The following is a 24,598-nucleotide window of genomic DNA, read 5'->3' as shown; positions in this document are numbered from 1 at the left end:
AAGCCCTCCTCACCAGGTATCGGGGAGGCGGGTGTCACCTCCTGCCCGCCGGATCCGGGCCAGCCGACCCCACCACCCCGACCACCGTTCGGGCGGCGGCCGGGGTGGTGGTCGGGCGGCGGCGGGGGTGGTGGTCGGGCGGCGGCCGGGGTGGTGGTCGGGCGGCGGCCGGGCGCACCTGCAAGAGAGGAAGAGGGGGTGATGTCAAGGCATATGTCGGCAACGTGCCAGTTCGCTGTAAGCCGAGCGGGAAAACGTGAACACTTGTCATCCCGGCTGCGTGAGGAAGCTGATGACGACCTCCCCTCTGGAGCGGGCCACCGATGCGTTCGCGGCGGAACTCGCCCGGCACCGGACGGGGCGAGGGCTGACCAAGAAGCAGCTCGCCACCATGATGGGCTTCGACCCGTCGTACGTGAGCCATGTCGAAGGGCGACGCCACCGCCCCACCGAGGACTTCGCCCGGCGGGCCGAAGCCGTCCTCGACGCCGGCGGCGTCATCTGGCAACGGTTCCGCGAGTACGACCGGCTCCGTCAGACCCGGGCCGCCCCCGGACAACGCGAACCCACGCCCCCCGGCCGGTGGCTCCCACCGGGCACCGGGCTCGTCGTCGAACGGGAGACCGCCAGCCTCACCCTGGTCGACGGGACGTACCGGTGCGTGGTCCGCCGCCGGCTGCACAACGCCGGCACCGAACCGGTCACCCGCTACCTCGTCCGGGTCGCCGTCGACCGGTGGCCCGACGATCCGAGCCGCTCCAACCGGCACCACCGGGAGCACCCGCTCACCTTCGCCGAGCTGCGCTTCCGGGCCGTCCACCACGACGGCGGCGCCCGCGAGCCGATGCACTGGCGGGTCCGCCACGACCGGGACGCGTACAAGGAGATCTGGCTGCTGTTCGAGAACGCCGACGGCCCGTTCCCGCTGCACCCGGGCGAACGCGCCGACGTCGAGTACGCCTACCGGGTCGGTCGGGTCAAGTGGGGCCCCTGGTTCCAACGCGCCGTCCGCCTGCCCACCCGGCACCTGGCCGTACGGCTGGACCTGCCGGCGGCCCTCGACCCCCGGGTGTGGGGGGTGGAGACCTCGCTCTCCGCCGACGAGGGACCGCTGCGCACCCCGGTACGCCGACACGACCGGGGCGACCGGGTGGTCTTCGACTGGTCCACCGAGGACCCGCCGCTCAACACCCGCTTCCGCCTCCAGTGGCGGTTCCGCCAGGAGCCCGCCGAGACGACCGCGCCGGTGCCGACCCGCCCCGCCGAGCAGCTGCGGGCGCTCGGCGTGCTGGCCCCCGAGGCGACCCCGGCCGGCCAGCCGGCCCGCCCGTTCGACCTGCCCCGGGAGGCCACCGCCGCCCGTGAGGTGGTCGACCGGCTCACCGACCTGCTCACCCGGGCCGACGAACTGCACCCGTTCAGCGCCGGGATGGGCCTCGCCGCACCCCAGCTCGGCCTGGACGCCGCCGTGGCCGTGGTCCGCCCCGCCGACCGGGACGCCCCGCCGGTCGTCCTGGTGAACCCCCGGGTGGTCGGCGAGAGCCCGGACACCGTCGAACAGTACGAGGGCTGTCTCGCCACCGCCGACCACCGGGGCCTGGTGCCCCGGCCGCTACGCATCGACGTCGAACACGCCCGCTGGGACGGCGGCCAGATGATCACCTCGTTCGCGTACGGGATGGCCCGGCTGGTGGCCCACGAGATCGACCACCTCGAGGGCCGGTCCTGGACCGACCGGATGCCGCCCGGCGTGCCGCTGGTCCCCGTCGAGGAGTACCGCGAGAGCAACGCCTGACCCCGTCGCCGGTTCCACCGGTCGCCGGGCGCGAGTGGCCGGGGCGGGGCTGGGTGACGGCGACCGGTGCGGACGGGCGACCGGGTCGCGTGCCCCAGGGGGCGGGGGCACGCGACCCGGTCTCGGGGGGAGTAAAGCTCTACAGGTTGCCGAAGGTGTCGTACCGGATGTGCTGCGGCGGCACGTCGTCCCCGGCCAGCGCCCGCAGGGTCGCCCGGACCATCGCGGCGGAGCCGGAGACGTAGCAGTCGTGCGTCGTCCACGGGCCGTAGCGGGCGATCACCTCGGAGACGTCCCCCCGCTCACCACCGAAGTCCGGGTCCTCGCTGCACGACGGGGTCACCGACAGCCAGGGGTGCGCGGCGACCAGCTCCTCCAGCCCGGCCAGGCCGTACAGCTCGTCGGCGTGCCGGGCACCGTAGAAGACGTGCACCCAGCGGGCCCGGTTCCAGCCGGCCAACTCCTCCACGATCGCCTTCACCGGGGCCAGGCCGACCCCGCCGGCCACACAGAGGATGTCCCGCCCGGAGTCGCGGTCCACCGTCATCGAACCCATCGGCGCGGCCACCCTGAGCAGGTCACCCGGCCTGGTCCGGCGGACCAACGCGCCGGAGACCCAGCCCGCGCCGGCCGGCGTACGGACATGGAACTCCAGCACGTTGTCGTCGTTCGGGGCGTTCGCCACCGAGTACGTCCGCCACACCCGGGGCAGATGCCGGGGCACCTCGACACTGACGTACTGACCGGCCTTCCACACCAGCGGGTGCTGGAGGGCGCGGACGGTCAACACGGCGGTGTCCGCCCCCAACCGCTCGTGGGTGAGCACCTCCGCGTGCCAGAACGGCGGGTTGGGGTCCGACTCCGCACCGGCCAGCATCGTCGCCGTGATCGCCGCGTACGCCTCCCGCCAGGCCTGGTCGTACTCCAGGCTCCAACCGGCCCCTGCCGTGCAGCGCAGGGCGTCCAGCAGCGCCACCCCCATCGTCGCGTAGTGCGCGGTGTCGACGTGGTACTTCCGGTGGTCCCGGCCCAGCGAGCGCAGGTACTCGTCGAAGCTCTCCGGATCGTCCATCACCTGGGTGGCGGTGACGATGGCGTCCAGGATCCGGTCGCCCTGGCCGGTCATCTCCGCCGGGAAGAGCCTGCGCAGCTCGGGGTCGAGCAGGAAGAGCCGGGCGTAGAAGCGACCGCTCAGCCGGTCCCGGTCCTCCTCGACCAGGGTCCAACTCTGCTTGAGCAACCGAGCGAAGTTGTCCACGGGGGGCGGTCCTCCTCCATACGGCGGATCGGGCACGCATAGAATGTCCACGGAGCGTGTCCACCGGTCGCACAGAATGTGCGATCGACTCATCTGACCCACCGGGCGGTGCCGGCGACCCGCGCCGTCGGGCAGAGTGGTGCGGTGACCGTTGAGCAGCCCCCCAGCCCGACGTCCCGGCGGGTCCTCGGCACCGAGACCCTGCTGGTGCTCGGACTGTCGCTCGGGCAGTCGGCCGTCTACGCCGTGGTGTCGCTGACCGCGAAGCTGACCGCCGACGGGCCGCTGTCCAAGCAGACCGCCTCGCTCAACACCTCGCAGTCCGCCCGGCCCTGGCTCGACCTGACGTACCAGCTGCTCGGCATCGTCTTCGCGCTGCTGCCGGTGCTGCTCGCCGTACACCTGCTGGCGCGGGATCCCGGTGACCCGGCGCGGACCCTCGGGGTGGACCTGCGACGGCCCGGCTCCGACCTGGCCCGGGGTGCCGGGTTGGCCGCGCTGATCGGCCTGCCCGGCCTGGCCCTGTTCTGGGCGGCGGCGCAGCTCGGCGTCAACGCCACCCTGGTGCCCGCGGGCCTGCCGGAGCTGTGGTGGGCGGTGCCGGTGCTGATCCTCGCCGCCGTGCAGAACGCCATGCTGGAGGAGGTGATCGTGGTCGGCTACCTGGTCACCCGGCTGCGCCAGCTCCAGTGGCGGCTCGGCGCGGTCATCGCGGCCAGCGCGCTGCTGCGCGGCTCCTACCACCTCTACCAGGGCTTCGGCGCGTTCGTCGGCAACGCCGTGATGGGCGTGGTGTTCGGCCTGTTCTACCTGCGTACCCGGCGGGTGATGCCGCTGATCGTGGCGCACACCCTGCTCGACGTGGTCGCCTTCGTCGGCTACTCGTCGCTGCCCCGGGAGTGGTTCGACTGGCTGTGACCGCCGCCGTCGGCCCCGCCCCGCCGGTAGCCGGTCACCGTCCGGGCCGCTAGCCGCTCGGTCGCCGCCGCGTCACCCGCCGCCGCAGCCAGCACCGCCGCCCCCGGCAACACCCGGGCCACCAGGCGCAGCACGGCCCAGCCGCCGGCCTGCGCGGCCAGCGGTGCCGCCAGCCGCCAGGCCGCCTCCACCGCGCGCGGCCACGGCCCCTCCCCCGGCCCGTCCGCCGCCCGCGCCGCGTCCAGCGCGGCACGCGCGCTGTCCGCGTCCGGATGCACCTGGGTCAGCACCAGCACCTCCACCGCCCGGTCGGGGTGTACCGGATCCCGGCCGTACGCCGCGGCCAGGTGCAGCACCAGCGCCGACTGCGTCCAGAGCACCACCGCCAGCTCGGCCAGCGGCGCGAACACCCCGGCCCCCGCCGCCGCGGCCCCGCCCACCCCGGCCAGCCGCACGTACCGCCGGGTGGCGAGCCGGGCCAGCCCGTCCGGGTCGGCGTCCGGGTACGCCGCGCGCAGCCCGTGCGCCCACTCCCGGGCGCGCGGCCCGATCCCCTCGACGGCGGCCATGGCCAGCAGTTCCGGCGCGAACCCCGGGTGGGCCAGCAGCCGGGTCCGCAGCGCCGCCAGCTCCCCTGCCGTGGTACGCCCCGACTCCGCGCCGCCCGCACCGGTCACGCCGGTCACGCCGGTCGCTGCGGCCGTCGACGGTGCCCCGATGGGCTCGACGGGCTCGACCGCTGCGATGAGTTCGACCGCTTCGGCGGGTTCGACCGCTTCGGCGGCCGGTTCTGGAGCGGCAGGCACGGCGGGTTCGGGGGCAGGTTCTGGAGCGGCAGGCGCGGCGGGTCCGGGGGACTCGGCGTGGGCGGCTGGTCCGGGAGGGCCGACGGGCTCGGCAGGGGTGGCAGGTTTCATGGGGGTGGCGGTTTCGGCGAGTGTGGTCGACGCGGCGGGAGTGGGTCTGCTCGGCGTCGCCGTCGGCGCGGTCGCGTCGCCGTGGACCGCTACCGGCGGGGCGGTAGGTGCCGGCGGGACCGGTTTCGTCGGGGTCGCCCGCTTGCGTGGCGCAGCCATACGGGCGGTCTGGCGGCTGTCGTCCGTCGGCGTCGCCTTTCGGGCTGTTCGCTTGCGGGGCGGCGTGGTGACGCCTTCCGAGGTGCTGCCGGTGCCGGGTTCAGTGGGCTCGGAGCTGGCCTGGCCGGACGGTGCCTGCCCGTCGGGCAGGGCTGGGGCTGCGTTACCCGCATCCCCACTCGCCGCCCGGCTGCGGGTGGCCCGCCGAGGGGTCGACTTCCTGGGGTTCGCGCTACCACCCTGCGGGGGCACACCGCCCGTCGCGGACTGCGCCGGGATGGTCGACGGGTCGTCCGCCACGGCGGTCGGCTCGGCCGCCGGCACGGTGTCGCCGCCCGCGCCGCGCGGTCGGGTGACGGTCGGCGGACGGGCCTCGACCGGCTCCGCGACGGGCGGCTGGAACAGGACGGCCGGCGCCGCCTTCGCCGGGCGGGTCCGCCTCGGCCGGGCCTTCGCCTCGCCGTCCGCGGGTTGCTGCTGGCGCGGCGGGGTCGGCGGCGGGGTGAACGGCGTCTCCGGGGAGCGGCGACGCGTCCGGTCACCGGTGGGCTGGTCGCTCGACGGCTGCTCCTGCATGCCGATGCAGCCTAGTCGCGAACGTGACCCGGCACACGGTGCGAGCGGCGCGTGGTCCAGGCCGGCACGGCCACGCCAGGTCGGGCTGGCACCCAGCGGTCCGCCCCGCACCGACAGTCGCTTTGCCCCGGGTGGGGGCGAACCTGTATCCTCGTCCGCGGTGGTCCGCAGGGTCACCGGGGAGACTTCGCCTAGTCTGGTCTATGGCGCCGCACTGCTAATGCGGTTGGGGTTTTAAAGCCCCTCCCGGGTTCGAATCCCGGAGTCTCCGCGCAAAACCGGTTGTGTAGACTGGTCGAGCAGCAAGCGCCCGTAGCTCAATGGATAGAGCATCTGACTACGGATCAGAAGGTTAGGGGTTCGAGTCCCTTCGGGCGCACAAGATCATGAGGGGCCTGACCTGCCAAAACGGCGGTCAGGCCCCTTTGCTTTTCTGTCCCTTGTGGTCGGTTGGGTGCTCGGTGGGTGCTCGTGCGACGAGCATTCCTCACGTCCGGCCCGGTCCGGCGGTGTTCCATCCGGTCCGGAGGCATTTCGATCATGGCTGATCGTGTCGGCCTGTTGGTGCGGGCTGGTGGTGCGAGTGCGCGATGCTGCTGAGCCGCTGACGGTCCACCGGCAAAGTCAACACGAGTCTGACCGACACCCGCACCCGGATTCATCACGGCACGCACGGTCAGCGGCATGGCATGAGAGCTCTCTCCGTCCAGATGCGGGCTGTTTCTACCGTGAGGACATGCAGTGGTATCTCTTGCTGGCTGGCATCGGGCTTGTGGCGGGCGTCATGGTCCTGATCTTCAAGCGCAGAGGTCGTCGGCCGCAGAGCGCAGCGGAGAAGGCGGCGGCCGCGCGGGCCGCCATGCGGGCGATACGCCGCAACTCGCCGCGCCCTGATCGCGACATCTTTCACCGGGGTCGTGGTGTTCCCGACCGGCACTCCGCCGCCATCGTGGAGAACGCCGGGTATGGAGACGCTGCGAACTTCGATACCGGCGGCGGAGGGGGAACGGACTGAGCCCACACCCGAGAGGCGCAGCTGTGCTTACCGAAGCTTCCCTCAACCGGTTGGCCCCCCGAGGCAGGCATCGCCGCGTTCAGGTGATCCCGGGTGTCTTGGTCGGAGGCGACGCGTCGTACCCGTGAGCGTTCGTCGGTGCGGACCAGCGGATACGACGGCATTGCCGCGGTTGGATACCTGACCGCGACGTCAGGCCCATGCCCGGGGCGCTTGGCGGCACGTTGATCGCTTGTCGGCGCTCCGGTCAATCGGTCGGATCGCTCGACTCGCGGCAGTAGCCGATGTCGTGGTGGTGGTCCAACCATCGGCGTACTGCCGTGAGGTCGATGTGGGTCAGTCCGTCGTGTGGGTCGACGTGGTGCAGGAGTGCCGGTTGTGGGTGATGTGCGGCGACCAATCGCCGGTCAGCGTCGGTGATTTCGTCGTCGAGCCAGACGAATGGGCGTCCTGCCGCCCAGCACACCAACGGTCTGGTCTTCCAGTGCACTCCACGCGGTGGTTCCTCGTCGTCGTCGGGCCAGTCGACGACGGGCAGGGCGGGAAGACCGATCCGGGGTGCCACGACCTCGTTGGCTTCGGCCATCCAGGTGCTGGCCCAGGCCAGCTCACCTGGCAGGGCGCGGAGCCGTTGACCGTCGGCGGGATCGAGCCGGTCCAACAGAGGATTGCCGTGGCGGTCGGCACCGTCTACTGCTCTGCCGCTCCAACGAGTACCGACCTGGTGCGGTCGGGCCCGTAGTGGGATCAGCACGCCGTCGATGTCGACAAAGATCAACGGTCGTTTGACGCTGGCAGGCACTGCGGAACCGTACCGCGATCGGCCGGTCCGGGCCGCTGACGCCAGCGGCCAATGACCGTAAGCAGCGTGAGAACGGCACGAGCGGGTGTTCAGGCGAGGTCGTCGCCGCTGACCACCGGGCAACCGAACAGATCGCTGAGAACTGTCCGCTGATGGTCGGTCAACGGGTTGACGAAGACGGCCATGGCGACCGCAGCCGACCGGCATGCGTCGGCGACTTCGTCGGCCTTGCCCGAGCCGAGCAGGGTTCGCCGAGAGAACGGCGACGTCATCCTGCTCGCACCGCCGCGGGAGATGCCCCGCCTCTGGATCTGCCGGCCAACCACTCGTCCACCACGTGCTTCCACTGAAGCCGCCAGAAGGTCTAGTTTCACCTCAACCTGTTTGTCCTTGGCGGAGAACAAGCCAACCAGCATCACGCCGGCGCCCGCCAGACGGATGCATGGGCGCCCAGTTCGCCTTCCTGCCACTACGCAAGGTTACAAAGCCCCGCCACCTTGCAGGCAGTCGCCGGCAGACGCAGGCGGCATTGTAACGCGTGGCGCTCGACTTCCCCACAATTCGATAGATCTCAGGCAATGGGTTGGCAGCCCAACCCCCCGTTTGTAGCGTCGGGTAGTCATCGGAACACCTTCCGCTCACTATGGAGGTTGTGCGTGGCGGCTATCGAGCCCGCGTTGCTGGACAAGTCCACGACCATCAAGATGCTTCACGACGCCTGCGAGCTGGAACACATGCTCTGCGTGCAGTACCTGTACGCGGCGGCGACCCTGGCCCAGGGCGGTGATCCCGGGATCACCGCGGTCCGGGCGGCCCTGACCGAGCAGTGGAGCCAGCAGCTCACCCGCATCGCGGTACAGGAGATGTACCACCTCACCCTGGCCAACAACATCCTGATCGCCCTGGGCGCCGCGCCGTTGCTGTGGCGGCCCAACTTCCCACAGCCGGCCAGCCGGTACTCCGACATAAGCCTGCCGTCCACGTTGACGCCGTTCGACCGCGACACCGTCAACCGGTTCCTGTGCTGGGAAAAGCCGGAACCGGACGGCTGGTGGGACGCCTTCTGCGCCGAGTGCGGGCGGCAGGCACACGCCCGGCTGAACATGGCGATCCCCGCCAGCCAGGAGCGGCCGTACGGCTCGATCGCCGAACTCTACGACCAGATCAAGAAGGCGATCCTCGGTCATCCGGAGTGGATCGACCGGGCGTCCGCGACCCGGCAGGTCACCAGCGCCCTCATTCCGCTGACCCCGACGCTGGAAGCGATAACCACCGCCGAGCAGGCCGCCCGGTACATCGACCTCATCGTGCTGGAGGGCGAGGGCGTGCCGGACTGGCAGTCGAACTCGCACTTCGCGTACTTCCACCAGATCGCCGACCAGTTGGACGGGCTCAACCGTGCGCAGCCGGACTTCGTCCCAGGCTGGCCGACCGTGGAGAACCCGGCCTACGACGCGACGAACACCGGCGGAACCCTGATCACCGACCCGGCGGCACGGTCGGTCGGCGTCGCCTTCAACGAGCTGTACCTGCTCTTCGTGGACATGCTGACCCGGCTGTTCACGCCGGACGGCGAGAGCGCCGCACAGCGGCGGGGCCTGGCGCGCGTGATCACCGCTCTGATGCCGCTGGGCATCAAGCCGCTCGCGGCGCTGCTGACCCGGCTGCCGGCCGGCGCGGACCACCCGGGCCGGTACGCCGGACCCAGCTTCGAGCTACCGCAACCCCAGCCGACCGGCCCGCCGGCCACGATCGACGCGCTGGCCGGACGACTGCTCGCGGTCGCCGGACGGTGCCGGGTGCTCGGCCTCACCGACTCCGGGATCGGCGCTGAGGCGCAGGACGCGCTGGCCACCATCGCCGCCCGGCTGGAAACGCTGGTCCCGCTCTTCGCCCCGTCGTCCGTGGAGTTGTCCGCATGAGTTATCTGGCCCGGCCCAGAATCGGGTTCTTCGGCTCCGACGCGATGGTCAACCCGTCCACCGCCAACAACGAGAACATCGTCCATCTGCTGGACTACGACCGGGTCCAGGTGTTGAATCCGCCGGTGGTGGAGGGCGCGAGCCTGCCGGCGATGGACGACGCCGCGTACCGGGAATGGATGACCAGCCTGGTGGTGTACGCGGACCCGGACACGGCGGCCACGCCCAGCCCCAACTGGCAGTCCGGCATGCCGGGCTACTGGAACTACTGGGGTGACCACCTCGCCACGTTCGGCAACGCGAAGGCGACAAGCGTGTGGGTGGACGACCAGCCGGTGACCAGAGCCGCCCGGGATCCGCTGCTCAACGCGTATCTCGCGTTCAACGCCCGGATCGTCGACGTGAACCCGGCCGACAGCTACGGCACCCAGTTCGTGGCGGCCGGCTTCCGGATCATCGGCCCGGACCGCGACGGCGAGCTGACCGAACTGGTGCGGGGGGTGCCGACCACCTCGTTCACCAGGTGGTTGAACTTCTTCCGTCCCGGCGGCGCCGGCTCCTTCCAGGCCGTCATCCCGAACTCCACGCTGGTCTTCGTCGACCCGGAGCGAGCGCCGGACTCGGACGGCCTGCGTGCTCTGCGCGAGGGCGCTGCCGACGGCGGTGGTCTGCTGCTGCGCTGGTGCTTCTACGGGATGCGGACCAGCTTCGACCAGATGACCATGTACGACAGGTTCCAGCGGGGCGAGCGGGCGATGAACCCGAAGATCGGTCGGGTGGTCGGCACCGTCGGCGTGTGGAACGGCACCGACATGATCTCCGCCCCGGTCGGCCGGGCCCTGCACCAGCCCGGCCCACCCTACTTCCCGGCCGACGGGGGCGCCCCCCGGGCGGTGACCCGGATGCGGGTCAAGACCCACGAGGACGTGGAACGCGTCGAAATCCCCGGCACCACCCTGAACGCGCTGAGCGCGTCGAGCGCGGACGCGGAGCTGGTCGGCCCGGCCATGGCGTACATCGACGAGAACCGGGTGGTGCTCGACCTGGGCACCACGTTCCCTGAGGTCGGCGGTGGCGACTTCAGCAAGATCGACTTCGACGGGGGCGTGTTCCTGGAGCTGCTCTACGAGGTCGGGGGCCAGCAGCGGCGCGCGATGATCGGCGTGGTGGACTACGAGCAGGGCCCCTACGAGACGTACGGCGGAGTGGTCGAGTTCGACTTCAGTCCGCGCAGCGAGATCGGGCAGCACATCCATGACGGCGTGCTGCAACTGCGGGCCTGGGTCGACCACCGTCCCGTACTGCTGCTGCGGGAGATCGGGACGGTCCAGGTCGCCACCGACGACCAGGCGGTGTACCTGGACATGGTGCCGGACGGCCGCGGCCAGCGGGCGAAGGGGACAGCCGCGCTGCGGCTGTTCCGCAAGGGCGAGCCGATCACCGAGCCCCTGACCCTGACCGTGCAGGTCTGGCGGGACGTGCAGACACCCGGCCGGGTGAACTCGGTGAACCCGCTGGTGCTGACCGCGACCTCACTCGGTGAGGAGAAGGTCGGCGAGTTCACCGTGCGGGTGCCGGCCGGCGGCCGGGTGGACGTGCCGATCGAGGTCGACGCGCCAGCCTGCTACAAGCTGCGGTACCTGCCGCCGGACACCCACGCCGACCCGGACAACCCGGCCTGGGCGGTGGAGTACTTCTCCACGGTCCGGGCACTGCCATACGACGACTACAGCGACATACCGGACGACCAGCTCACCTTCGACCTGGTTTACCGGGAGGTGTTCAGCTACTACGCGCTGCTCTACCCGATCATGGGGACGATCATTCCGTGGGGGCCGGCCAACACCCCCCACGATCCGAACCGGGTGACCCACTTCGCGGGACTGATGCTGGACGTGATCGACGAGAGCCGTCGAGGCACCGCCCTGGAGATGCCGATCACCCGGGAGCTGTCCGCGGGCAAACGTGCCCTGGTGCGACGCTGGTGCCGTAAGGAGCTGAAGATCTGACCTGAGGCCGCCACGCCGTCGGTTCCGTCACCGCCGACGTGACAGTTCCGGAGGACCCGCCACCGGTTTCCGGCCTGGTGGCGGGTTGGCCCGATGGCGAGAGAGCCCAGTGGACCGCCGACGGACACCGTCGACGACGGCTTGCCTCCACCGAATCCTTACGGCGCCCACCAGTCCGCTGATGGGCTGGGCGGCGGGGAGACCTTCGGCGGGGACCAGGGCCGGACACGAGACAGGGACCTCACCTGCCCGGCCGTGGGTCGCTCGACGGCCACGGCCCGGCCCGCCGGGACACCGCTCCCTCGACGTCCACGGCAGCGGAGGAAACCGACGCAGCGGTGGCCCGACGCGTCCCGTGGGGCCACCACCGGTGGGTCGTACGTCGTCAGCAAGCCGCCGTGACGGTGGTGTCGCGGCGGACGGCCGCAGCACGATGCCGGGCCGGAGTGGGGTTGCCGACCGCTGGCACGCCCACGATCGCGCTACCGGGGGTACGACGGGCGGATGCCCGGTAGCCCGGAGAAACTCGGGCCACCGGGCGTCCGCGGGGGTGTTACTTGCCGCCGGTGAGGGCGACCAGGGCGCTGGCGGTACGGAAGTAGGGGTTCCGGCCGAGGTCGCCGACGGTGGTGATGCCGAAGGCCTGCTTGAGCAGCTTGGCGTCGCCGTCGCTGACCCCGGCGAGGGCGGACACCGGGGCGTCGACGAGCTCGGTGAGCGCCTTGTCCTGGTAGGCCTTGTCGACCAGCTTGGTGAGGTCGGCGGTGACGGGCATAAACCCTCCTTCAAGACCCGATCGGACTTTCCGATCGAATGCGGTCAAAACTAGCAAACTGGATCATGGAACTCCACCAAGGCCCACAGTGGACCGATGACGGGCTCAGCCCTCGTCGTCGCCGCCCTCGTCCTCGTCGTCGCCGAAGACCTCGTCGGCGACCATCCCGCCGGCGAACCCGAGCGCGGCACCACCGACCACACCGGCGGCGACACCGCCCATGCCGGGGCCGCGCCGCTCGTGGTGCTCCTCGTGGTGGTCGCCCGGATAACCGTGCCCGACGTGCCCGTAGCCCGGGGCTCCGTACGAGGGCTGACCGTAGGCGGGCTGACCGTAGGCGGGGGCTCCGTAGCCGGGCGGCGGGGGTGGCGGGGGATATCCGGGGGTGCCGTAACCCTGGGTGGGCACCGCGTAGCCATGCCCGGTGTGCAGGCCCTGGCGGCCGTCGAGGGCCTGCCGGATCCAGCCGTCGACCTGCGCGGTCCAGTCACCGTGCTCGGCACCCCCGTGGGCGACGTGGTGACGCCCGTACGAGTCGTGGCCACCGGTGAACAGACCGCCGCGCTTGTCGAACTCCAGCACCACGTCCACGCCGTGCTCGCTGGTCACGAAGGTCAGCTCGACCTCGTTGACGGCGTGGGCGTACTGCGGGGCGGCGTAGTACTCGATCTCCTGATAGAACGGCAGCGTCTGGTGCAGCCCGGAGAGGTGACCGCGTTCGAGGTCGGCGCCCTTGAACGGAAAACCGAGCCGCCCGAACGCCTCCAGGATCCGCTCCTGCGCCGGCAGCGGGTGCACGTACACCGGGTCGAGGTCGCCCTTGTCGACCGCACCGCGAACGGCCACCTCGGTACGCAGCCCCATCGTCATGCCGTGCAGGCGCTGCCCGTACAGGTCGGTCACCGGCGTCTCCCACGGCACCGCCACCTGGAACGGCAGGGACAACTGCTGCCCCTCGCGCAGGCGCAGGCCACCGGCGACCTGCACCCGGTGGAACTCCACGAACGCGTCGTACTCCTCCTCGACGCCCTCCATCTCCACCCGGGTGACCAGGCCGACGGTGATGTGGTCGATGTCCGCGTCGTGGCTGCCGCCGGTCAGGTTCACCTGCCCGTCGAGCAGCAAACCCGGACGGGTGTTCGGATTGGACAGGACCGTGTCGACGCTCGGGCCACCCACCCCGAACGCGCCCAGCATCTTCTTGAACACTCCGCGCGTCTCCCTTGACGAACAACAGTCGCGCGACACCGCAATACGAGGAAGATTCCACCGGAAAGCCTTGTGGCGCAACGAGATCGATGCCCTCCATGATGGAGGCCGTTGCGGCGGAAAATTACCAACGCCACCTGAGAGGTAGCTGAACGCGTCCGCACGACTACCGGCTGGTAGGAGAGGGCGGGCCGGTCAGGCCCTCCGTAGGGTGCGCGTTGAATCGCCCCGCTGGCGGCCACCTCGCGGACCGCCGCGCCGGGCGGGTGCCCGCGCGGCCGGCCCGCCGCAGCCGCGGCCCGCATCGGTGCCGGCCCTTCCCGGGGTACGTCGACGGGCGGACCCGTCCTGCGGGCCCGCCCGTCGAGGGTGTTCCGCGGAACCGGCTGTCGGTGGCCGGTTACTCCTTGATGCCGATACCGGCGACCGGCGGGACGCGGAGCAGTCGGGCGACCGGCAGGATCGTGGTGAACAGCGCCAGCAGCGTCGTGCCGCCGATGATGGACACCCATCCCAGCGGTGGAACGTAGGGCACCAGCTGGCCGGTGAGCGTGTGCACGATCGACATCAGGGTGACGGCGGCGATGGCTCCGCCGATGAGCAGCGATACGCCGAGCAGGCCGGTCTGTTCCGCGTGGACCATCCGCTTGACCTGCTTGCCGGTGACACCGACCAGGCGCAGCAGGGCCAGCTCGCGGCCCCGGGCGAGGGCGGCCATGACCATGGTGTTCGCTGCGGCAAGAGCGGCGTAGCCGACCATGATGCCGATCAGGAGCTTGTTGAGCCAGGCGCTCAGCGCGAGGTCGTCGGCGAGCTGACCACTGACGTCGGCCGTGCTGGTCACCGAGCTGTCGGGGTACCGGCCGACGACCCCGCCCAGCGCGGCGGAGACGTCCTTACCGGGCTCGCTGCGTACCAGGATCCGCTCGTAGCCGGCGACGGCGGTGTGCCCGGCGACGACGTCCTTGGCGACGGTGACGTCGCCGAACGCGAAGCCCCGGTCGTAGATCGCCACGACGCGCAGATCGGCGGGTGTGCCGTCGCCGAGCCGCACGGCGACCTGGTCGCCCACCCGCCAGCCGTTCGACCCGGCCTGCAGGGTCGACGCTGCCATCGCCGCCCCGCGCAGGTCCGCCAGGCTCCCGCTGCGGACCTTGAGGTCCATGGTGAGGTCGACGCCCGCCGGGTCGACCGCCTGCGCGTCCGCGCCCTCGGCGGCTCCGTCCGGGATGATCGAGGTGTTCCGGACGCCGGTGGCCGCGAGCACGCCGGGAATGTCGCGGATCTGCGCCAGCATGGTGTCGGGCAGTCCGGTGGCGGACACCACGGTCTGCTGGGCCAGCATCCCGTCACGGTTCTCGGCGACGATCTGCTTGTCCAGGTTGTCCTGGAGGAACCAGACCGAGCCACCGAAGCCGACGGACAGCACCAGTGCGGTCAGCACCGTGACCATGCCCTGGGCGTTGGCGCGCAGATTCGCCGCCGCGAGGTAGCCGCTGTCGCCCCACACCCGCCGCAGCACCGGGGCGAGCAGTCGGGCGGCCGCCCTATTGATCCACGGCCCGAGCAGGGCGACCGCGAGGACGAGCAGGCACAGCAGACCCATCGCGGGCCCGAGGGCGGCGGTCCCCTTCGCCGCGCCGGTGAGGGCGATCAGGATGACGCCGCCGGCCAGGGCGGCGAAACCGGAGATCAGGCGGAGGGGGCCGTTACGGACGGATTCCACGGCGATCTCACCGAGCGCCTCCGTCGGGCGGATCCGCACCGTCCGGCGGGCCGCGATCAACGCGGCACCGACCGCCACCGCGACCGTCGCCACCGCCACGGCGACCGCCGCCCAGCCGCCACCGCGAACCGGGAAGGTGTCCGGGATGAACGCCCGGTCCACCAGCTCCCGGTGCAGCCATCGGCTGGTCAGCCAACCGACGGGCACCCCGATGACGACCGACAACAGGCTGAGCAGTCCCACCTCGGCGAGGACCAGGCAGGCGACCTGGCCGGGGGTGGCGGCGACGGCGCGCAGCAGGGCGAGGTCACGGCGGCGGTGCCGGACTGCGAGACCGATGGTGCCCGCCACCACGAACATGACCAGCAGCGCCACGTAGCCGCCGAACACACTGCCCAACTGCACCAGCAGGAGGGAGGCCGCCTGGTCCGCGGACTGTTCCAGCAGCCCCCGCTCGTCGCCGGCGTAGGCCTTGACGCCGGCCTCGGCGGCCAGTCGGCGCACGTCGGCCACCACGGCCTTGGCGGCACCGGGTTCGGCCAGGACGGCCACCGCGTCGACCCGGCCCAGCCGTGGGTGCAGGACCTCCGCGTGCGCGTCGGTGAAGAACACCTCGGGCGGTGCGTGCGGGTCGGGCCGGGGGCCCGCGTGGCGGACGAGACCGCTGACCCGGTACGTCCGTGCGCTGCCGTTCAGCAGGATCGGCACCTCGTCGCCGGGAGCCACCGAGGCGGCCAGCCGTTCGTCCAGCGCGACCTCGGTGTCGCGGGTGGGCCGGGCACCCTTGGTCAACTGGTACGGGGTGACGGCGGTGCTGCTCCAGCCGTGGCCGGTGGCGGCGCCGTTCGGCAGGATCGCCGGCACCGTCCGGTCGGCGACGACGGTGGCCACCCCCGGCAGTTGCCGGATCCGGTCGACCATCTCCGCCGGGACGGTCCCGCCCTCGGGCAGCGCGAGGGTGGTCGTTTCCTTTTCACCCAGCATGGTGGAGGCGAGCGTGATGTCGCGGTTGGCGACGACGACGTCGGCGGCCGCGTACCGCTGTGGGGCGGCGGTGAAGCGCAGGCCGGACTCCACGAGGACGCCCAGCGACATCAGGATCAGCACTCCGGCGGTCATCGCCAGGAGGGTGGCGACCGCGCTGCCCTTGCGGTGACGCAGCATCTGTCCGGCCAGCTTCAGCACGGGTCAGCCCTCCTGCGTCGGCTGCGGACGACGCCCGAGCGTCGCGAGGTGCTCGGCGATCCGCGCCGCGCCCGGCTGCGGCATGTCGTGCACGATGCGCCCGTCGGCCAGCACCATCACCCGGTCGGCGTAGGACGCCGCCACCGGGTCGTGGGTCACCATGATGACCGTCTGTCCCGCCTCGTCCACCACCGAGCGCAGCAGAGCCAGCACCTCGCCGGCGGTCTGGGTGTCCAGCGCGCCGGTCGGTTCGTCACAGAAGATGACCTCGGGCCGGGTGGCCAGTGCCCGGGCGATCGCGACGCGTTGCTGCTGCCCGCCGGACAGCTCCGAGGGGCGGTGGGACAGCCGCTCGGTGAGCCCGACCCGGTCGACGATCTGCCGTGTCCAGAGGGGGTCCGCCCGCTTTCCGGACAACCGCAACGGCAGCGTGATGTTCTCCCGCACCGTCAACGCTCCGACGAGGTTGAACGCCTGGAAGACGAACCCGATCTCCGACCGTCGCAGCTTGGTCAGCTTCGTTTCGGAAAGCCGCGACAGTTCCGTGTCGCCGACCCACACCAGGCCGCTGGTCGGGCGGTCCAACCCCGCTGCGGTCTGCAGCAACGTGCTCTTGCCCGAGCCGGACGGCCCCATTACCGCGGTGAACGTCCCCCGCTGAAAGGCCGCGTCGACACCGGCGAGCGCGGTTACCGCCTGCCGGTCACCGCCATAGACCTTGCGCAACTGCTGGACCCGCACCGCCGCCACCGGCGTCTCTTTGTTGACCGTCGACACGACATCGAGTCGTGCACTATTCACCGACATCGCCGGACTCCCATTTTCGTTGGTTTCCTCCGCGAAGAAACCATATTTTTGGGAGTCGCCGACAACAATCCAGGTGGCGGGCCGATCGCGGTAGCGCTGGCTGTACCGCCCGGACCCCGGCCCGGTCGTCAGGTCGTTGCGGGCAGGGTGGGTGGGCGGGCGAGCCGCGCGCAGCGGTGGTCGCGTCGCCACCGGCTCCGGTCGCGTCCGTGATCGTCGGGCGCCGGCTCCGCGTCAGCTCACGGAGGACAGGTAGTCCGCGAGGCGGGCCGAGCCGGTGAGCATGGCCCGGCCCCGGGCGGTGATCCGTCCGCGCCACTGGTCGATCGACGCGGCCAGCGGCCCGGGTCCACCGGCAGCGTGGACCTGCCCGATCACGGCCGCGATGTGGTGCAGCGGATAGCCGCCCCGGCGCAGCAGATGGGCGAGTTCGGCGTCACGTACGTCGTCGGCGCGGTAAACCCGCGCGGTCCGTGACCGGGCCGGGGCGAGGATCCCGGCTCGTTCCCATTTGCGCAGGGTGGCCGGGGTGACACCGAGCCGATGGGCGAGGACGCCGATCGGGACGGGCACCTCCGGGGCCAGCGTGGCCGGCGGGCCGGAGGCGAGCAGGACGACCGCTGAGGCGACGCGTTCCACGGTCTCCCGGTCGCGGTGGAGCTGTACGTGAGCGGTGTCGAACACGGCCAGTGCCGTCGGCAGGTCGCCGCCGAGCACCGCTTTCATGATCTCTCCGGCGGCACGGTGGCCGTACCCCGCGATGAGCGCGACGTAGGCGGTCAACGCGCCCAGGTGGTCGTCGGTGTAGACCCGGTAGCCGCTGGGCGTGCGGACGGCGGGCGGGATCATCCCGGCCTGCTCGTAGTTACGGACCGCCTGCGCGGACAGCCCGACCGCCCGGCCCAGGTCGACCGGCCGGTACCTCGCGGTTTGAGACTTCAGGTGGCGTTCTCCGAGCACGATCGGGGTGAAGTTTCACAGGTCGGTTCAACGATACGGTCGAGGTCATGGTTTTCGACACCGCGTTGCTGTCCCTGGTCGGCACCCGCCGGCCGCACCTGCTCGCGATCGGTGAGCCCTACCACGGTGAGCCGGCATTCCCCCGCCTGCGCAACCGGATCCTCGAAACACTCGTCGGGCACGGTTTCCGGTCGATCGCGATCGAATCGGACCGGGCCGCCGGCCTCGCCGTCGACGACTACGTCCAGGGCCGGCGCGACGAGGTGGACCTGAGCACCGGAATCAGTCACGGCTGGGGTGCCCATCCGGCGACCCGCGAACTGGTCGACTGGCTGCGCGAGCACAACGGGAAACTGTCACCCGCCGAGCGCGTCACCTTCCACGGTTTCGACGCGCCGACCGAGATCACCGGCGCACCCAGCCCCGGCCCGCTGCTCCGGGAGCTGTGCGAATACCTCGGCGTGACGACGACCGACCTGGACCGCCTGGTCGGCGGGGAAGACCGCTGGACCGCCGCGGAGATCATGTACGACGCCTCGTATTCGCCGGGCCGCTCACCCGAGGCCGCCGCGCTCCGCGGCCTCGCCGAGGACCTGCGATCCCGGTTGTACGCCGACGCGCCCCGACTCGTCGGCGACACCTCCCCCGCGGCGTGGAACCGAGCCAGGGTGCTCGCCACCACGGTGATCGGCCTGCTCACCTACCACGCCGCGATGGCCGAGCCGGGCACCCGGTCCCAGCGGATCGAACGCCTGCTCGCGGCGCGGGACGCGGTGATGGCACAGAACCTGCTCGATATCCTCGCCATGGAGCGCGACCGTGGGCCGGTCCTGGTCTCGGCCAACAACGCCCACCTCCAGCGCCACCCGAGCCGGTGGGACACCCACTGGGAGGGTCAGCACCTCTCGGCACTGTGGAACGGTGCCGGCTCCATCGTGTCGCCACTGCTCGGCGACAGGTACCTGTACGTGGCCGGAAGCCTCGGGGCGAGTGGGCCGGTCGGCCTCGGCCAACCGGAAGTCGGCACCTACGAGGAACGCCTCGGCCCCCAGACCGGGATCTTCGCGCCACCCGTCGGCAGCGACCTGCGCCCACGTGTGACGGACCTGCTCGGGTACTCCCCGCTGGACGCGGCCACGATCGAGACCTGCGACGCGATCCTGCACGTCGGCTCGGAGCCCGGCGCGGCTGACGCGGCCCGGATCGCCGGCCGTCCCGCAGTGACCGAGACCCGGATCGAAGCCGGCTCCGAGATGCCGTCCCACACCTGGGGTGACCGGTTCTTCTTCGCCGGTGAGGACCGGATGCGGCCGTTCGCCACCATCGTCGGGCACGACGTGCCCGGCTTCGACGAACGATCCCGGCTGTCCGGACCCGGCCGGTACCGGCTCAACATCGAGATCGGCCGTACCGAGTTCCGCAACCTGTTCGGCTACGGACCGGAGGAGTTCGCCGCACACCGCGACGGACTCGACTTCGCCCGGACCGACCGGCTGATGCCCCATCCCGCCTACGCTGTCCAGGGCTGGGCCAGCGTGGTCAACCCGGGCCCGGCCACCGCGGACGAGGTGGAGCGGCTGCTGGAGCGGGCACGTGTCCGCGCCGCTGGTCGCGAGCACCGCAGGAGACGATGACCGGAGCAGGTGCGACCGGCCCGCCGGCCTTCTACCGACTCCACCGCATCGAGGTGAGAATGACGCGACTGATCCACCTGAACGGCCCGCCGGGCATCGGCAAGTCCACCCTCTCGGCGCTCTACGCCGACCGCCACCCCGGCGCCCTGAACCTCGACGTCGACACCATCCACCACCTCGTCGGCGGCTGGCGGGACGAACAGACCGACACCTGGCCGGCCGTGTGGTCCCTGGTGCGGGGGATGGCGGCGGTCCACCTGGCCGGCGGACACGACGTCGTCCTGCCGCAGTACCTCGCGACGAGCGACGAGATCGACGGTCTCGAGAGGATCGCGCGCGAGCACGGGGCGGGCTTCCACGAGATCGTCCTGGCCGACGAACGGGAGACGACGATCGAGCGGTTCCACCGCCGCGCCCGCGACAGCGACGACGCGTGGATCCGCCACCACCACCGGCTCGTCGAGCGAGCCGGCGGGTCGACCGTGCTCGGCATCATGTACGACGACCTGATGGAGGTCGTCCGCCTGCGCCCGGGAGCGGTGCTGGTGCCCAGCGTGGTGGACGAGGTGCAGGCCACCTACGCGTCGCTGGTGGAAGCGCTGGGCTCAACGGGGTTCGACAGGTAGCCCGGCAGGGGCTCCGACGCGAGCAGGGCGAGCAGCTTCTCGATGCGCTCCGTGCCCGGCTGGTGGCCGGTCAGGGCGTGCGACCGGGCCGCCAACCGGGCGCTGCGCCGGGCGGCGGCCAGGTCACCGGCCCGGTACTCGGCTGCGGCGCGGGCGCCGAGCGCCCGGCCTTCGAGCAGCTGGTAGCCGCACTGCCGGGTGACGGACAGCGCCGCATGGCACCAGGAAGGTGCCGCAGGTTCGTCGATTTCGGCGAGGCTGACGGTGATGTCGGCCTCGATGTACCGGTCCGCGGTGGTGCGCGCCGTTCTCAGGGCACTCAACAGTGTGCCGGTTCTCCCTTCGGCGATCCCCAGGATGTGCAGAGCGAGCGCTTCGACCCGGGGCTCGGCCGGCGCGCGCGCCATGTCCAGCGCCTGCCGGGCGAGGCTGGCCGCCCGCGGATGGTCGCCCCGGTCGCCGTGGACCCGGGCCAGCGCGCACAGCGTCGTCGCACGGCCCCGGCTGCCCATCTGCTCATGCAGTTCCAGTGCCTCGGTCAACGTCTGCAACGCATCGTCGGACCGGCCGAGCAGGTGGAGGACGACGCCCAGGTTGCTCAGGATGAGTGCCCGGCTGGAGGGTGCCCCGCCCTGGTGGGCCAGGGTGAGCGCCGCGTGGTGATGGTCGACGGCTTCGCGGAGCCGTCCGAGGTCGGCGCAGACCAGTCCGAGATTGTTGTGGTTGACGGCGACGCCCGGGATCCGGCCGTTGCGCCGGTTGAACTCCAGCGCCTGCTCCATCACCCGCAGAGCTTCACCCGGCTGGCCGGTCATCCGAAAGACCGGACCCAGGTTGCCCAGCGCGGCCGCCTCGCCGTCGCGCCATTCCGAGCGCTTCGCGCAGAGCAGCGCCAGCTGATAGTCGTCGATCGCCTCGGGGAACCGTTCCAGCCGCCAGTGCAGGGCGGCGAGGCTCAGCCGGGCCGCCGCCTCGGCCTGCTCGTGCCGGTCGGCCCGGGCCGCGGCGAGACCGATCCTCGCGACCGCTGACCATTCCGTGGTGTGCATGCCCAGCCACAGGTATCCGCGCAGCGCGTCCGCCAGCGACCAGGCGAGGGTGTGCAGTTCCTGGTGCGCCGCGTGGCGGGTCACGGCGACGAGGTTGTGCCGGTGCGCGTCGAGCCAGGCCAGCGCGTCGACGTGGGTGGCGAACCGCATCGGTGGAGCGGCGGGCGCGGGTAGCGGTGTGGGCACGCGCAACACCTGTGGACACAGCCGGTCGGCGGCGGCGTACACGCTGAAGAGGTACCAGGACAGCAGGTCGCCCAGGCTCTCCCGGTTGTCCTCGATCTCTGCCAGCTCGGTCACGTACCGGCCGAGCAGGTCGTGGGTGCCGAAATGACCCGGTGTCCGCTCCTGTGCCAGGTGCGCGTCGGCGATGCGGGAGAGCAGGTCCGCCGCCTCGTCGGCTCCGCACCGCAGCATCGCGGCGGCCGACTCCGCTGTCACGTCGCAGCCGGGCACCAGGCCGAACAGCCGGAACAGCCGCTGGAGTCGCGGTGGCAGCGTCTGATACGAGGCGGCGAACGCCGAACGTACCGCGATCTGGTCGTCGTCCCGGACGGTCAGCACGGTCAGCGGGTCGCCCGCCCGGAGCCGCGCCAGGTACCCGCTGACCTGCTCGTCGGGGCGGCCGTGCAGGTCCGCCGCGGCGATACGCAGGGCCAGCGGCAGGTGGGCGCAGTCGTGGGCCAGTTCGGCGAGAGCGTCCCGCTGTTCGGCGACCCGCTCCGCGCCGATGACGCGGGTCAACAGCTCGGTGGCCTCCTGCGGCGCGAGCACGTCCAACGACAGCCGCTGCGCGTCGTGCCGGGCGGCCAGCCCACCCAGGCTGTCACGGCTGGTCACGATCACCAGGCAGCCGGCGCCCCCGGGCAACAGCGGCCGGACGTGCGCGGTGTCACGGGCGTTGTCGAGCAGGATCAGCATCCGCCGGTCGGCGAGCACGCTGCGGTAGAGGTCCGTCGCCTCGTCGATGTCGTCCGGCACCTGGGTGGGCGGCACACCGAGCGCGCGAAGGCAGCGGGACAACGCGTCCGACGGCGCTGTCGCCGCTCCGGGCGAGTAGCCACGCAGGTCCAGGAAGAGCTGCCCGTCGTCGAAGAGCGGCCGTACCCGGTGTGCCCACCGGATCGCCAGCGCCGTCTTGCCCACCCCGGCCGTTCCGATGATCGCGACGACCGCCAGGGCACCGCCTTCCCGGGCCCGGCTCAGCATCGTGTCCAGCGCGGCGAGGGCGTCGCCACGGCCGGTGAAGGTGGACAGCCCGGCGGGCAGCTGGGCGGGCCGCGGACCGGTTCCGGGATCCCGGGTCGGTGGCGCGGGCCGGCTCGGCGGAAGCTGCTGCCGCAACACCCGCAGGTGGGCCTCCGCGAGCCGGGCTCCCGGCTCGATGCCCAGCTCGTCGGCGAGGAGGCGGCGGATCCGCTCGAACACCCGCAGCGCCTCGGCCTGGTGCCCCGAGCCGGCCAGCGCCGTCATCAGCCGCGCGGCGAGTCCTTCGTGCCACGGGTTGCCGGTGACCAACTCGCGCAGCGGCGCCACTGCGGCGGCGTGCCGACCGAGCGCGAACTCGGCGTCGAACAGGTCCTCGGCCGCGGCGAGTCGCTTGTCGTGCAGGCCGGCGGCGGCCCCCGGGACGAAGGCGCCGGAGGCGCCCGCGAGCGCCGGGCCACGCCACAACGCCAGCGCCTGTCGTAACAGGATCGTGGCCCGCTCGTGCTCGCCGGAGCCGGCGTGCCGACGGGCGGCTTCGGCCAGCCCGGAGAAGGCCACCACGTCCAGGTCGTCGCCGGCCAGCTCCAGGCGGTATCCCCCGGAATCCGAATGGATCGTCTCGGGCATGCCGGCCGCCCGGGTCAGTCGCCGCAACCGGGAGACGCAGACCTGGACCTGTGCCCGGGCGCGGGTGGGGAGGGCTCCGCCCCACAGCGCTTCGGCCAGCTGCTCCGCCGACACCACCACGTTGGCATTGAGCAACAGATATGCCAGCACGGCGCGTTGCTGGGGCCGCCCCAGCGGTACTCGCTCGCCCCGCACCACGGCCTCGACCGGGCCGAGCAAGCGCCATGCCATCGAGCCCCCACATCGACGTATCGACGCTGATTCTATGCGTCGCGGCCAGGGCGGCTATCGGATGGCTAGCCGATGGCAAGCCGGGCCGCGCAGCCTGATGGAGCCGGGCGGACCGCCCGGAACCTGGGGTGAAGGAGCTTTCATGAGACGAAGAATCCGCGCGGCTCTCCTCGCGGTGACGACGCTCGGCATGGTCGTCGCGTCGGCCGGGGTCGCGCAGGCCCGCGAGTCGTCGCAGCAGACACAGCCGCCGCAGGCGTCGCAGCAGTCGCAGCGCGACGCACGGGCCGCCGCAGCGGCGTCGAACGGGCTGGGCGCCGCCGCGAAGGGCGGGATCGGCACCGCCGCGACGTGGTTCACCGGCACCGTCCCGGTCGGCGGCACACAGGGCTGGACCTGGACGAACGCCCCGGCCGACGCCGCCTACGTGGTCGGCTACAACCCGGCCGGCGCCACCACCTCGGCCACCTGCCAGTTCGAGACGATCAGCAGCAAGTACGTCCAGCTGTCCAGTGGGGAGCGGCAGTTCCACTTCACCCTCAAGAACGTCGGCTCGATCGCCTGTGGTGCGACCGTGCAACTGGCGGCGGTGACCAGCACGTCCCTCGTCTCGACCGGTGGTGTCAGCCCGGGGGGCACCCAGACCTACCTCTGGAACGTCCCCTGGAACACCATCTGGGTGGCCGGTCTCAACCCGAACGGCGCCACGAGCTCGACGGCCTGCCAGTTCCAGGTGACCCGCATCTGGACCGTGCAGCCGGGCAGTTCGCTCCGGCAGATCTGGGTGGAGGTCAAGAACGTCGGGGCCGTCACCTGCCAGGCCGACGTCCGGCTCGGCTCGACCACCATCGGTTCGCAGTTCGCGATGGCGACCGTGGGTGCCGGCGGCACCTGGTCCACGACCTGGAACAACGCGAATCCCGTCACCTCGGCCTACGTGATCGGCCCGTCGCCCCAGGGCAGCTTCCCCACCTACTGCCAGTTCGAGGTCACGCGCGTGGTCTACGCCCAGCGCATCAACGCTGACGGATCCTCCCAGCGCCAGATCACGATGTCGTTCAAGAACCTCAGCACGCTCTCCTGTGGGGGGACCGCCTACCTGCAGGCCATCGCCGCCTGATCCCGCACCCGTCCCGCGGTCATCGCCCGGCAACCCATCGTTGTCGGGCGGTGGCCGCGCCCTTTCCGC

18 protein-coding genes and 2 tRNA genes are annotated in these 24,598 nt (G+C 71.7%); 10 read left to right on the top strand and 10 right to left on the bottom strand.

The features are described from left to right. Nucleotides 1–292: 292 nt before the first annotated feature. On the top strand, nucleotides 293–1,795 hold the full coding sequence (locus tag GA0070623_RS19505) for a peptide deformylase (RefSeq protein ID WP_067304153.1): 1,503 nt from the start codon (nucleotides 293–295) through the stop codon (nucleotides 1,793–1,795). A 139-nt stretch (nucleotides 1,796–1,934) separates the two neighbouring features. On the opposite strand, the gene GA0070623_RS19500 is transcribed toward GA0070623_RS19505, so the two are convergent. Then, entirely contained in the window at nucleotides 1,935–3,053 is a 1,119-nt protein-coding gene (locus GA0070623_RS19500) for a globin domain-containing protein (protein WP_067304151.1), read from the bottom strand. 144 nt (nucleotides 3,054–3,197) lie between these two features. On the opposite strand from GA0070623_RS19500, the gene GA0070623_RS19495 reads away from it, so the two are divergent. Next, the gene (locus GA0070623_RS19495) at nucleotides 3,198–3,971 is read left to right on the top strand and encodes a CPBP family intramembrane glutamic endopeptidase (protein WP_067304191.1); all 774 of its coding nucleotides are present in this window, start codon (nucleotides 3,198–3,200) and stop codon (nucleotides 3,969–3,971) included. On the opposite strand, the gene GA0070623_RS19490 is transcribed toward GA0070623_RS19495, so the two are convergent. Then, nucleotides 3,932–4,657: a hypothetical protein gene (locus GA0070623_RS19490; RefSeq protein WP_231932474.1), complete on the bottom strand. Its 726-nt coding sequence runs from the start codon at nucleotides 4,655–4,657 to the stop codon at nucleotides 3,932–3,934. The two genes, GA0070623_RS19495 and GA0070623_RS19490, sit on opposite strands and share 40 nt — an antisense overlap. A gap of 1,146 nt (nucleotides 4,658–5,803) precedes the next feature. Here GA0070623_RS19490 and GA0070623_RS19485 point away from each other — a divergent pair. From GA0070623_RS19485 to GA0070623_RS19475, 3 genes are all read left to right on the top strand, one after another. Beyond that, nucleotides 5,804–5,894: transfer RNA gene (locus GA0070623_RS19485), tRNA-Ser, on the top strand. A 35-nt stretch (nucleotides 5,895–5,929) separates the two neighbouring features. Further along, nucleotides 5,930–6,002: transfer RNA gene (locus GA0070623_RS19480), tRNA-Arg, on the top strand. Nucleotides 6,003–6,359: 357 nt separating this feature from the next. Next, the gene (locus GA0070623_RS19475; RefSeq protein WP_067304148.1) at nucleotides 6,360–6,638 is read left to right on the top strand and encodes a hypothetical protein; all 279 of its coding nucleotides are present in this window, start codon (nucleotides 6,360–6,362) and stop codon (nucleotides 6,636–6,638) included. 247 nt (nucleotides 6,639–6,885) lie between these two features. Here GA0070623_RS19475 and GA0070623_RS19470 read toward each other — a convergent pair whose 3' ends face one another. Continuing rightward, entirely contained in the window at nucleotides 6,886–7,440 is a 555-nt protein-coding gene (locus GA0070623_RS19470) for an HAD domain-containing protein (protein WP_089004126.1), read from the bottom strand. 89 nt (nucleotides 7,441–7,529) lie between these two features. After that, complete coding sequence (locus tag GA0070623_RS19465; RefSeq protein ID WP_197700003.1) at nucleotides 7,530–7,844, bottom strand: HflX-like GTP-binding protein; 315 nt, start codon at nucleotides 7,842–7,844, stop codon at nucleotides 7,530–7,532. 252 nt (nucleotides 7,845–8,096) lie between these two features. Here GA0070623_RS19465 and GA0070623_RS19460 point away from each other — a divergent pair, with 252 nt between their 5' ends. Together GA0070623_RS19460 and GA0070623_RS19455 are read left to right on the top strand one after the other, a co-directional pair. Then, on the top strand, nucleotides 8,097–9,362 hold the full coding sequence (locus GA0070623_RS19460) for a ferritin-like domain-containing protein (RefSeq protein WP_067304138.1): 1,266 nt from the start codon (nucleotides 8,097–8,099) through the stop codon (nucleotides 9,360–9,362). Beyond that, the gene (locus tag GA0070623_RS19455) at nucleotides 9,359–11,371 is read left to right on the top strand and encodes a hypothetical protein (protein WP_067304135.1); all 2,013 of its coding nucleotides are present in this window, start codon (nucleotides 9,359–9,361) and stop codon (nucleotides 11,369–11,371) included. Before GA0070623_RS19460 ends, GA0070623_RS19455 begins: the two co-directional genes overlap by 4 nt. A 553-nt stretch (nucleotides 11,372–11,924) precedes the next feature. Here GA0070623_RS19455 and GA0070623_RS19450 read toward each other — a convergent pair. From GA0070623_RS19450 to GA0070623_RS19430, 5 genes are all read right to left on the bottom strand, one after another. Next, nucleotides 11,925–12,146: a hypothetical protein gene (locus tag GA0070623_RS19450; protein ID WP_067304132.1), complete on the bottom strand. Its 222-nt coding sequence runs from the start codon at nucleotides 12,144–12,146 to the stop codon at nucleotides 11,925–11,927. 105 nt (nucleotides 12,147–12,251) lie between these two features. Continuing rightward, the gene (locus tag GA0070623_RS19445) at nucleotides 12,252–13,343 is read right to left on the bottom strand and encodes a sporulation protein (RefSeq protein WP_067304184.1); all 1,092 of its coding nucleotides are present in this window, start codon (nucleotides 13,341–13,343) and stop codon (nucleotides 12,252–12,254) included. Nucleotides 13,344–13,755: 412 nt separating this feature from the next. Next, complete coding sequence (locus tag GA0070623_RS19440) at nucleotides 13,756–16,266, bottom strand: ABC transporter permease (RefSeq protein WP_089004125.1); 2,511 nt, start codon at nucleotides 16,264–16,266, stop codon at nucleotides 13,756–13,758. Nucleotides 16,267–16,269: 3 nt separating this feature from the next. Next, nucleotides 16,270–17,073, bottom strand: coding sequence for an ABC transporter ATP-binding protein (locus tag GA0070623_RS19435; protein ID WP_084261131.1), 804 nt, complete (start codon nucleotides 17,071–17,073; stop codon nucleotides 16,270–16,272). A 234-nt stretch (nucleotides 17,074–17,307) separates the two neighbouring features. Beyond that, on the bottom strand, nucleotides 17,308–18,033 hold the full coding sequence (locus tag GA0070623_RS19430; protein ID WP_231932473.1) for a TioE family transcriptional regulator: 726 nt from the start codon (nucleotides 18,031–18,033) through the stop codon (nucleotides 17,308–17,310). A 47-nt stretch (nucleotides 18,034–18,080) separates the two neighbouring features. Here GA0070623_RS19430 and GA0070623_RS19425 point away from each other — a divergent pair, with 47 nt between their 5' ends. Both GA0070623_RS19425 and GA0070623_RS19420 read left to right on the top strand, forming a co-directional pair. Next, a complete protein-coding gene (locus GA0070623_RS19425) occupies nucleotides 18,081–19,667 on the top strand; it encodes a DUF6194 family protein (RefSeq protein ID WP_067304126.1) in 1,587 nt (528 codons plus the stop codon). A 59-nt stretch (nucleotides 19,668–19,726) separates the two neighbouring features. Then, nucleotides 19,727–20,293, top strand: a complete 567-nt coding sequence (locus GA0070623_RS19420) for an AAA family ATPase (RefSeq protein WP_067304123.1) — start codon at nucleotides 19,727–19,729, stop codon at nucleotides 20,291–20,293. On the opposite strand, the gene GA0070623_RS19415 is transcribed toward GA0070623_RS19420, so the two are convergent. Further along, complete coding sequence (locus tag GA0070623_RS19415; RefSeq protein ID WP_084261130.1) at nucleotides 20,245–23,409, bottom strand: AfsR/SARP family transcriptional regulator; 3,165 nt, start codon at nucleotides 23,407–23,409, stop codon at nucleotides 20,245–20,247. The genes GA0070623_RS19420 and GA0070623_RS19415 overlap by 49 nt on opposite strands. Nucleotides 23,410–23,551: 142 nt before the next feature. Here GA0070623_RS19415 and GA0070623_RS19410 point away from each other — a divergent pair, with 142 nt between their 5' ends. Then, nucleotides 23,552–24,529 (top strand): hypothetical protein, encoded by a 978-nt coding sequence (locus GA0070623_RS19410; protein ID WP_157517475.1) that lies wholly within the window; start codon nucleotides 23,552–23,554, stop codon nucleotides 24,527–24,529. Nucleotides 24,530–24,598 lie beyond the last annotated feature (69 nt).

Source organism: Micromonospora rifamycinica (assembly GCF_900090265.1).
GTDB classification, from domain to species: domain Bacteria; phylum Actinomycetota; class Actinomycetes; order Mycobacteriales; family Micromonosporaceae; genus Micromonospora; species Micromonospora rifamycinica.
The sequence above is the reverse complement of the archived record's forward strand: the minus strand, read 5'-3'. Positions and strand labels throughout refer to the sequence as shown.

Bases quoted from the DNA above. Each gene is read 5' to 3' on its own strand.
- GA0070623_RS19435 (WP_084261131.1), bottom strand. From the start codon at position 17,073: ATGTCGGTGAATAGTGCACGACTCGATGTCGTGTCGACGGTCAACAAA.
- GA0070623_RS19455 (WP_067304135.1), top strand. From the start codon at position 9,359: ATGAGTTATCTGGCCCGGCCCAGAATCGGGTTCTTCGGCTCCGACGCG.
- GA0070623_RS19420 (WP_067304123.1), top strand. From the start codon at position 19,727: ATGACGCGACTGATCCACCTGAACGGCCCGCCGGGCATCGGCAAGTCC.
- GA0070623_RS19415 (WP_084261130.1), bottom strand. From the start codon at position 23,409: ATGGCATGGCGCTTGCTCGGCCCGGTCGAGGCCGTGGTGCGGGGCGAG.
- GA0070623_RS19445 (WP_067304184.1), bottom strand. From the start codon at position 13,343: ATGCTGGGCGCGTTCGGGGTGGGTGGCCCGAGCGTCGACACGGTCCTG.
- GA0070623_RS19450 (WP_067304132.1), bottom strand. From the start codon at position 12,146: ATGCCCGTCACCGCCGACCTCACCAAGCTGGTCGACAAGGCCTACCAG.
- GA0070623_RS19475 (WP_067304148.1), top strand. From the start codon at position 6,360: ATGCAGTGGTATCTCTTGCTGGCTGGCATCGGGCTTGTGGCGGGCGTC.
- GA0070623_RS19425 (WP_067304126.1), top strand. From the start codon at position 18,081: ATGGTTTTCGACACCGCGTTGCTGTCCCTGGTCGGCACCCGCCGGCCG.
- GA0070623_RS19410 (WP_157517475.1), top strand. From the start codon at position 23,552: ATGAGACGAAGAATCCGCGCGGCTCTCCTCGCGGTGACGACGCTCGGC.
- GA0070623_RS19505 (WP_067304153.1), top strand. From the start codon at position 293: ATGACGACCTCCCCTCTGGAGCGGGCCACCGATGCGTTCGCGGCGGAA.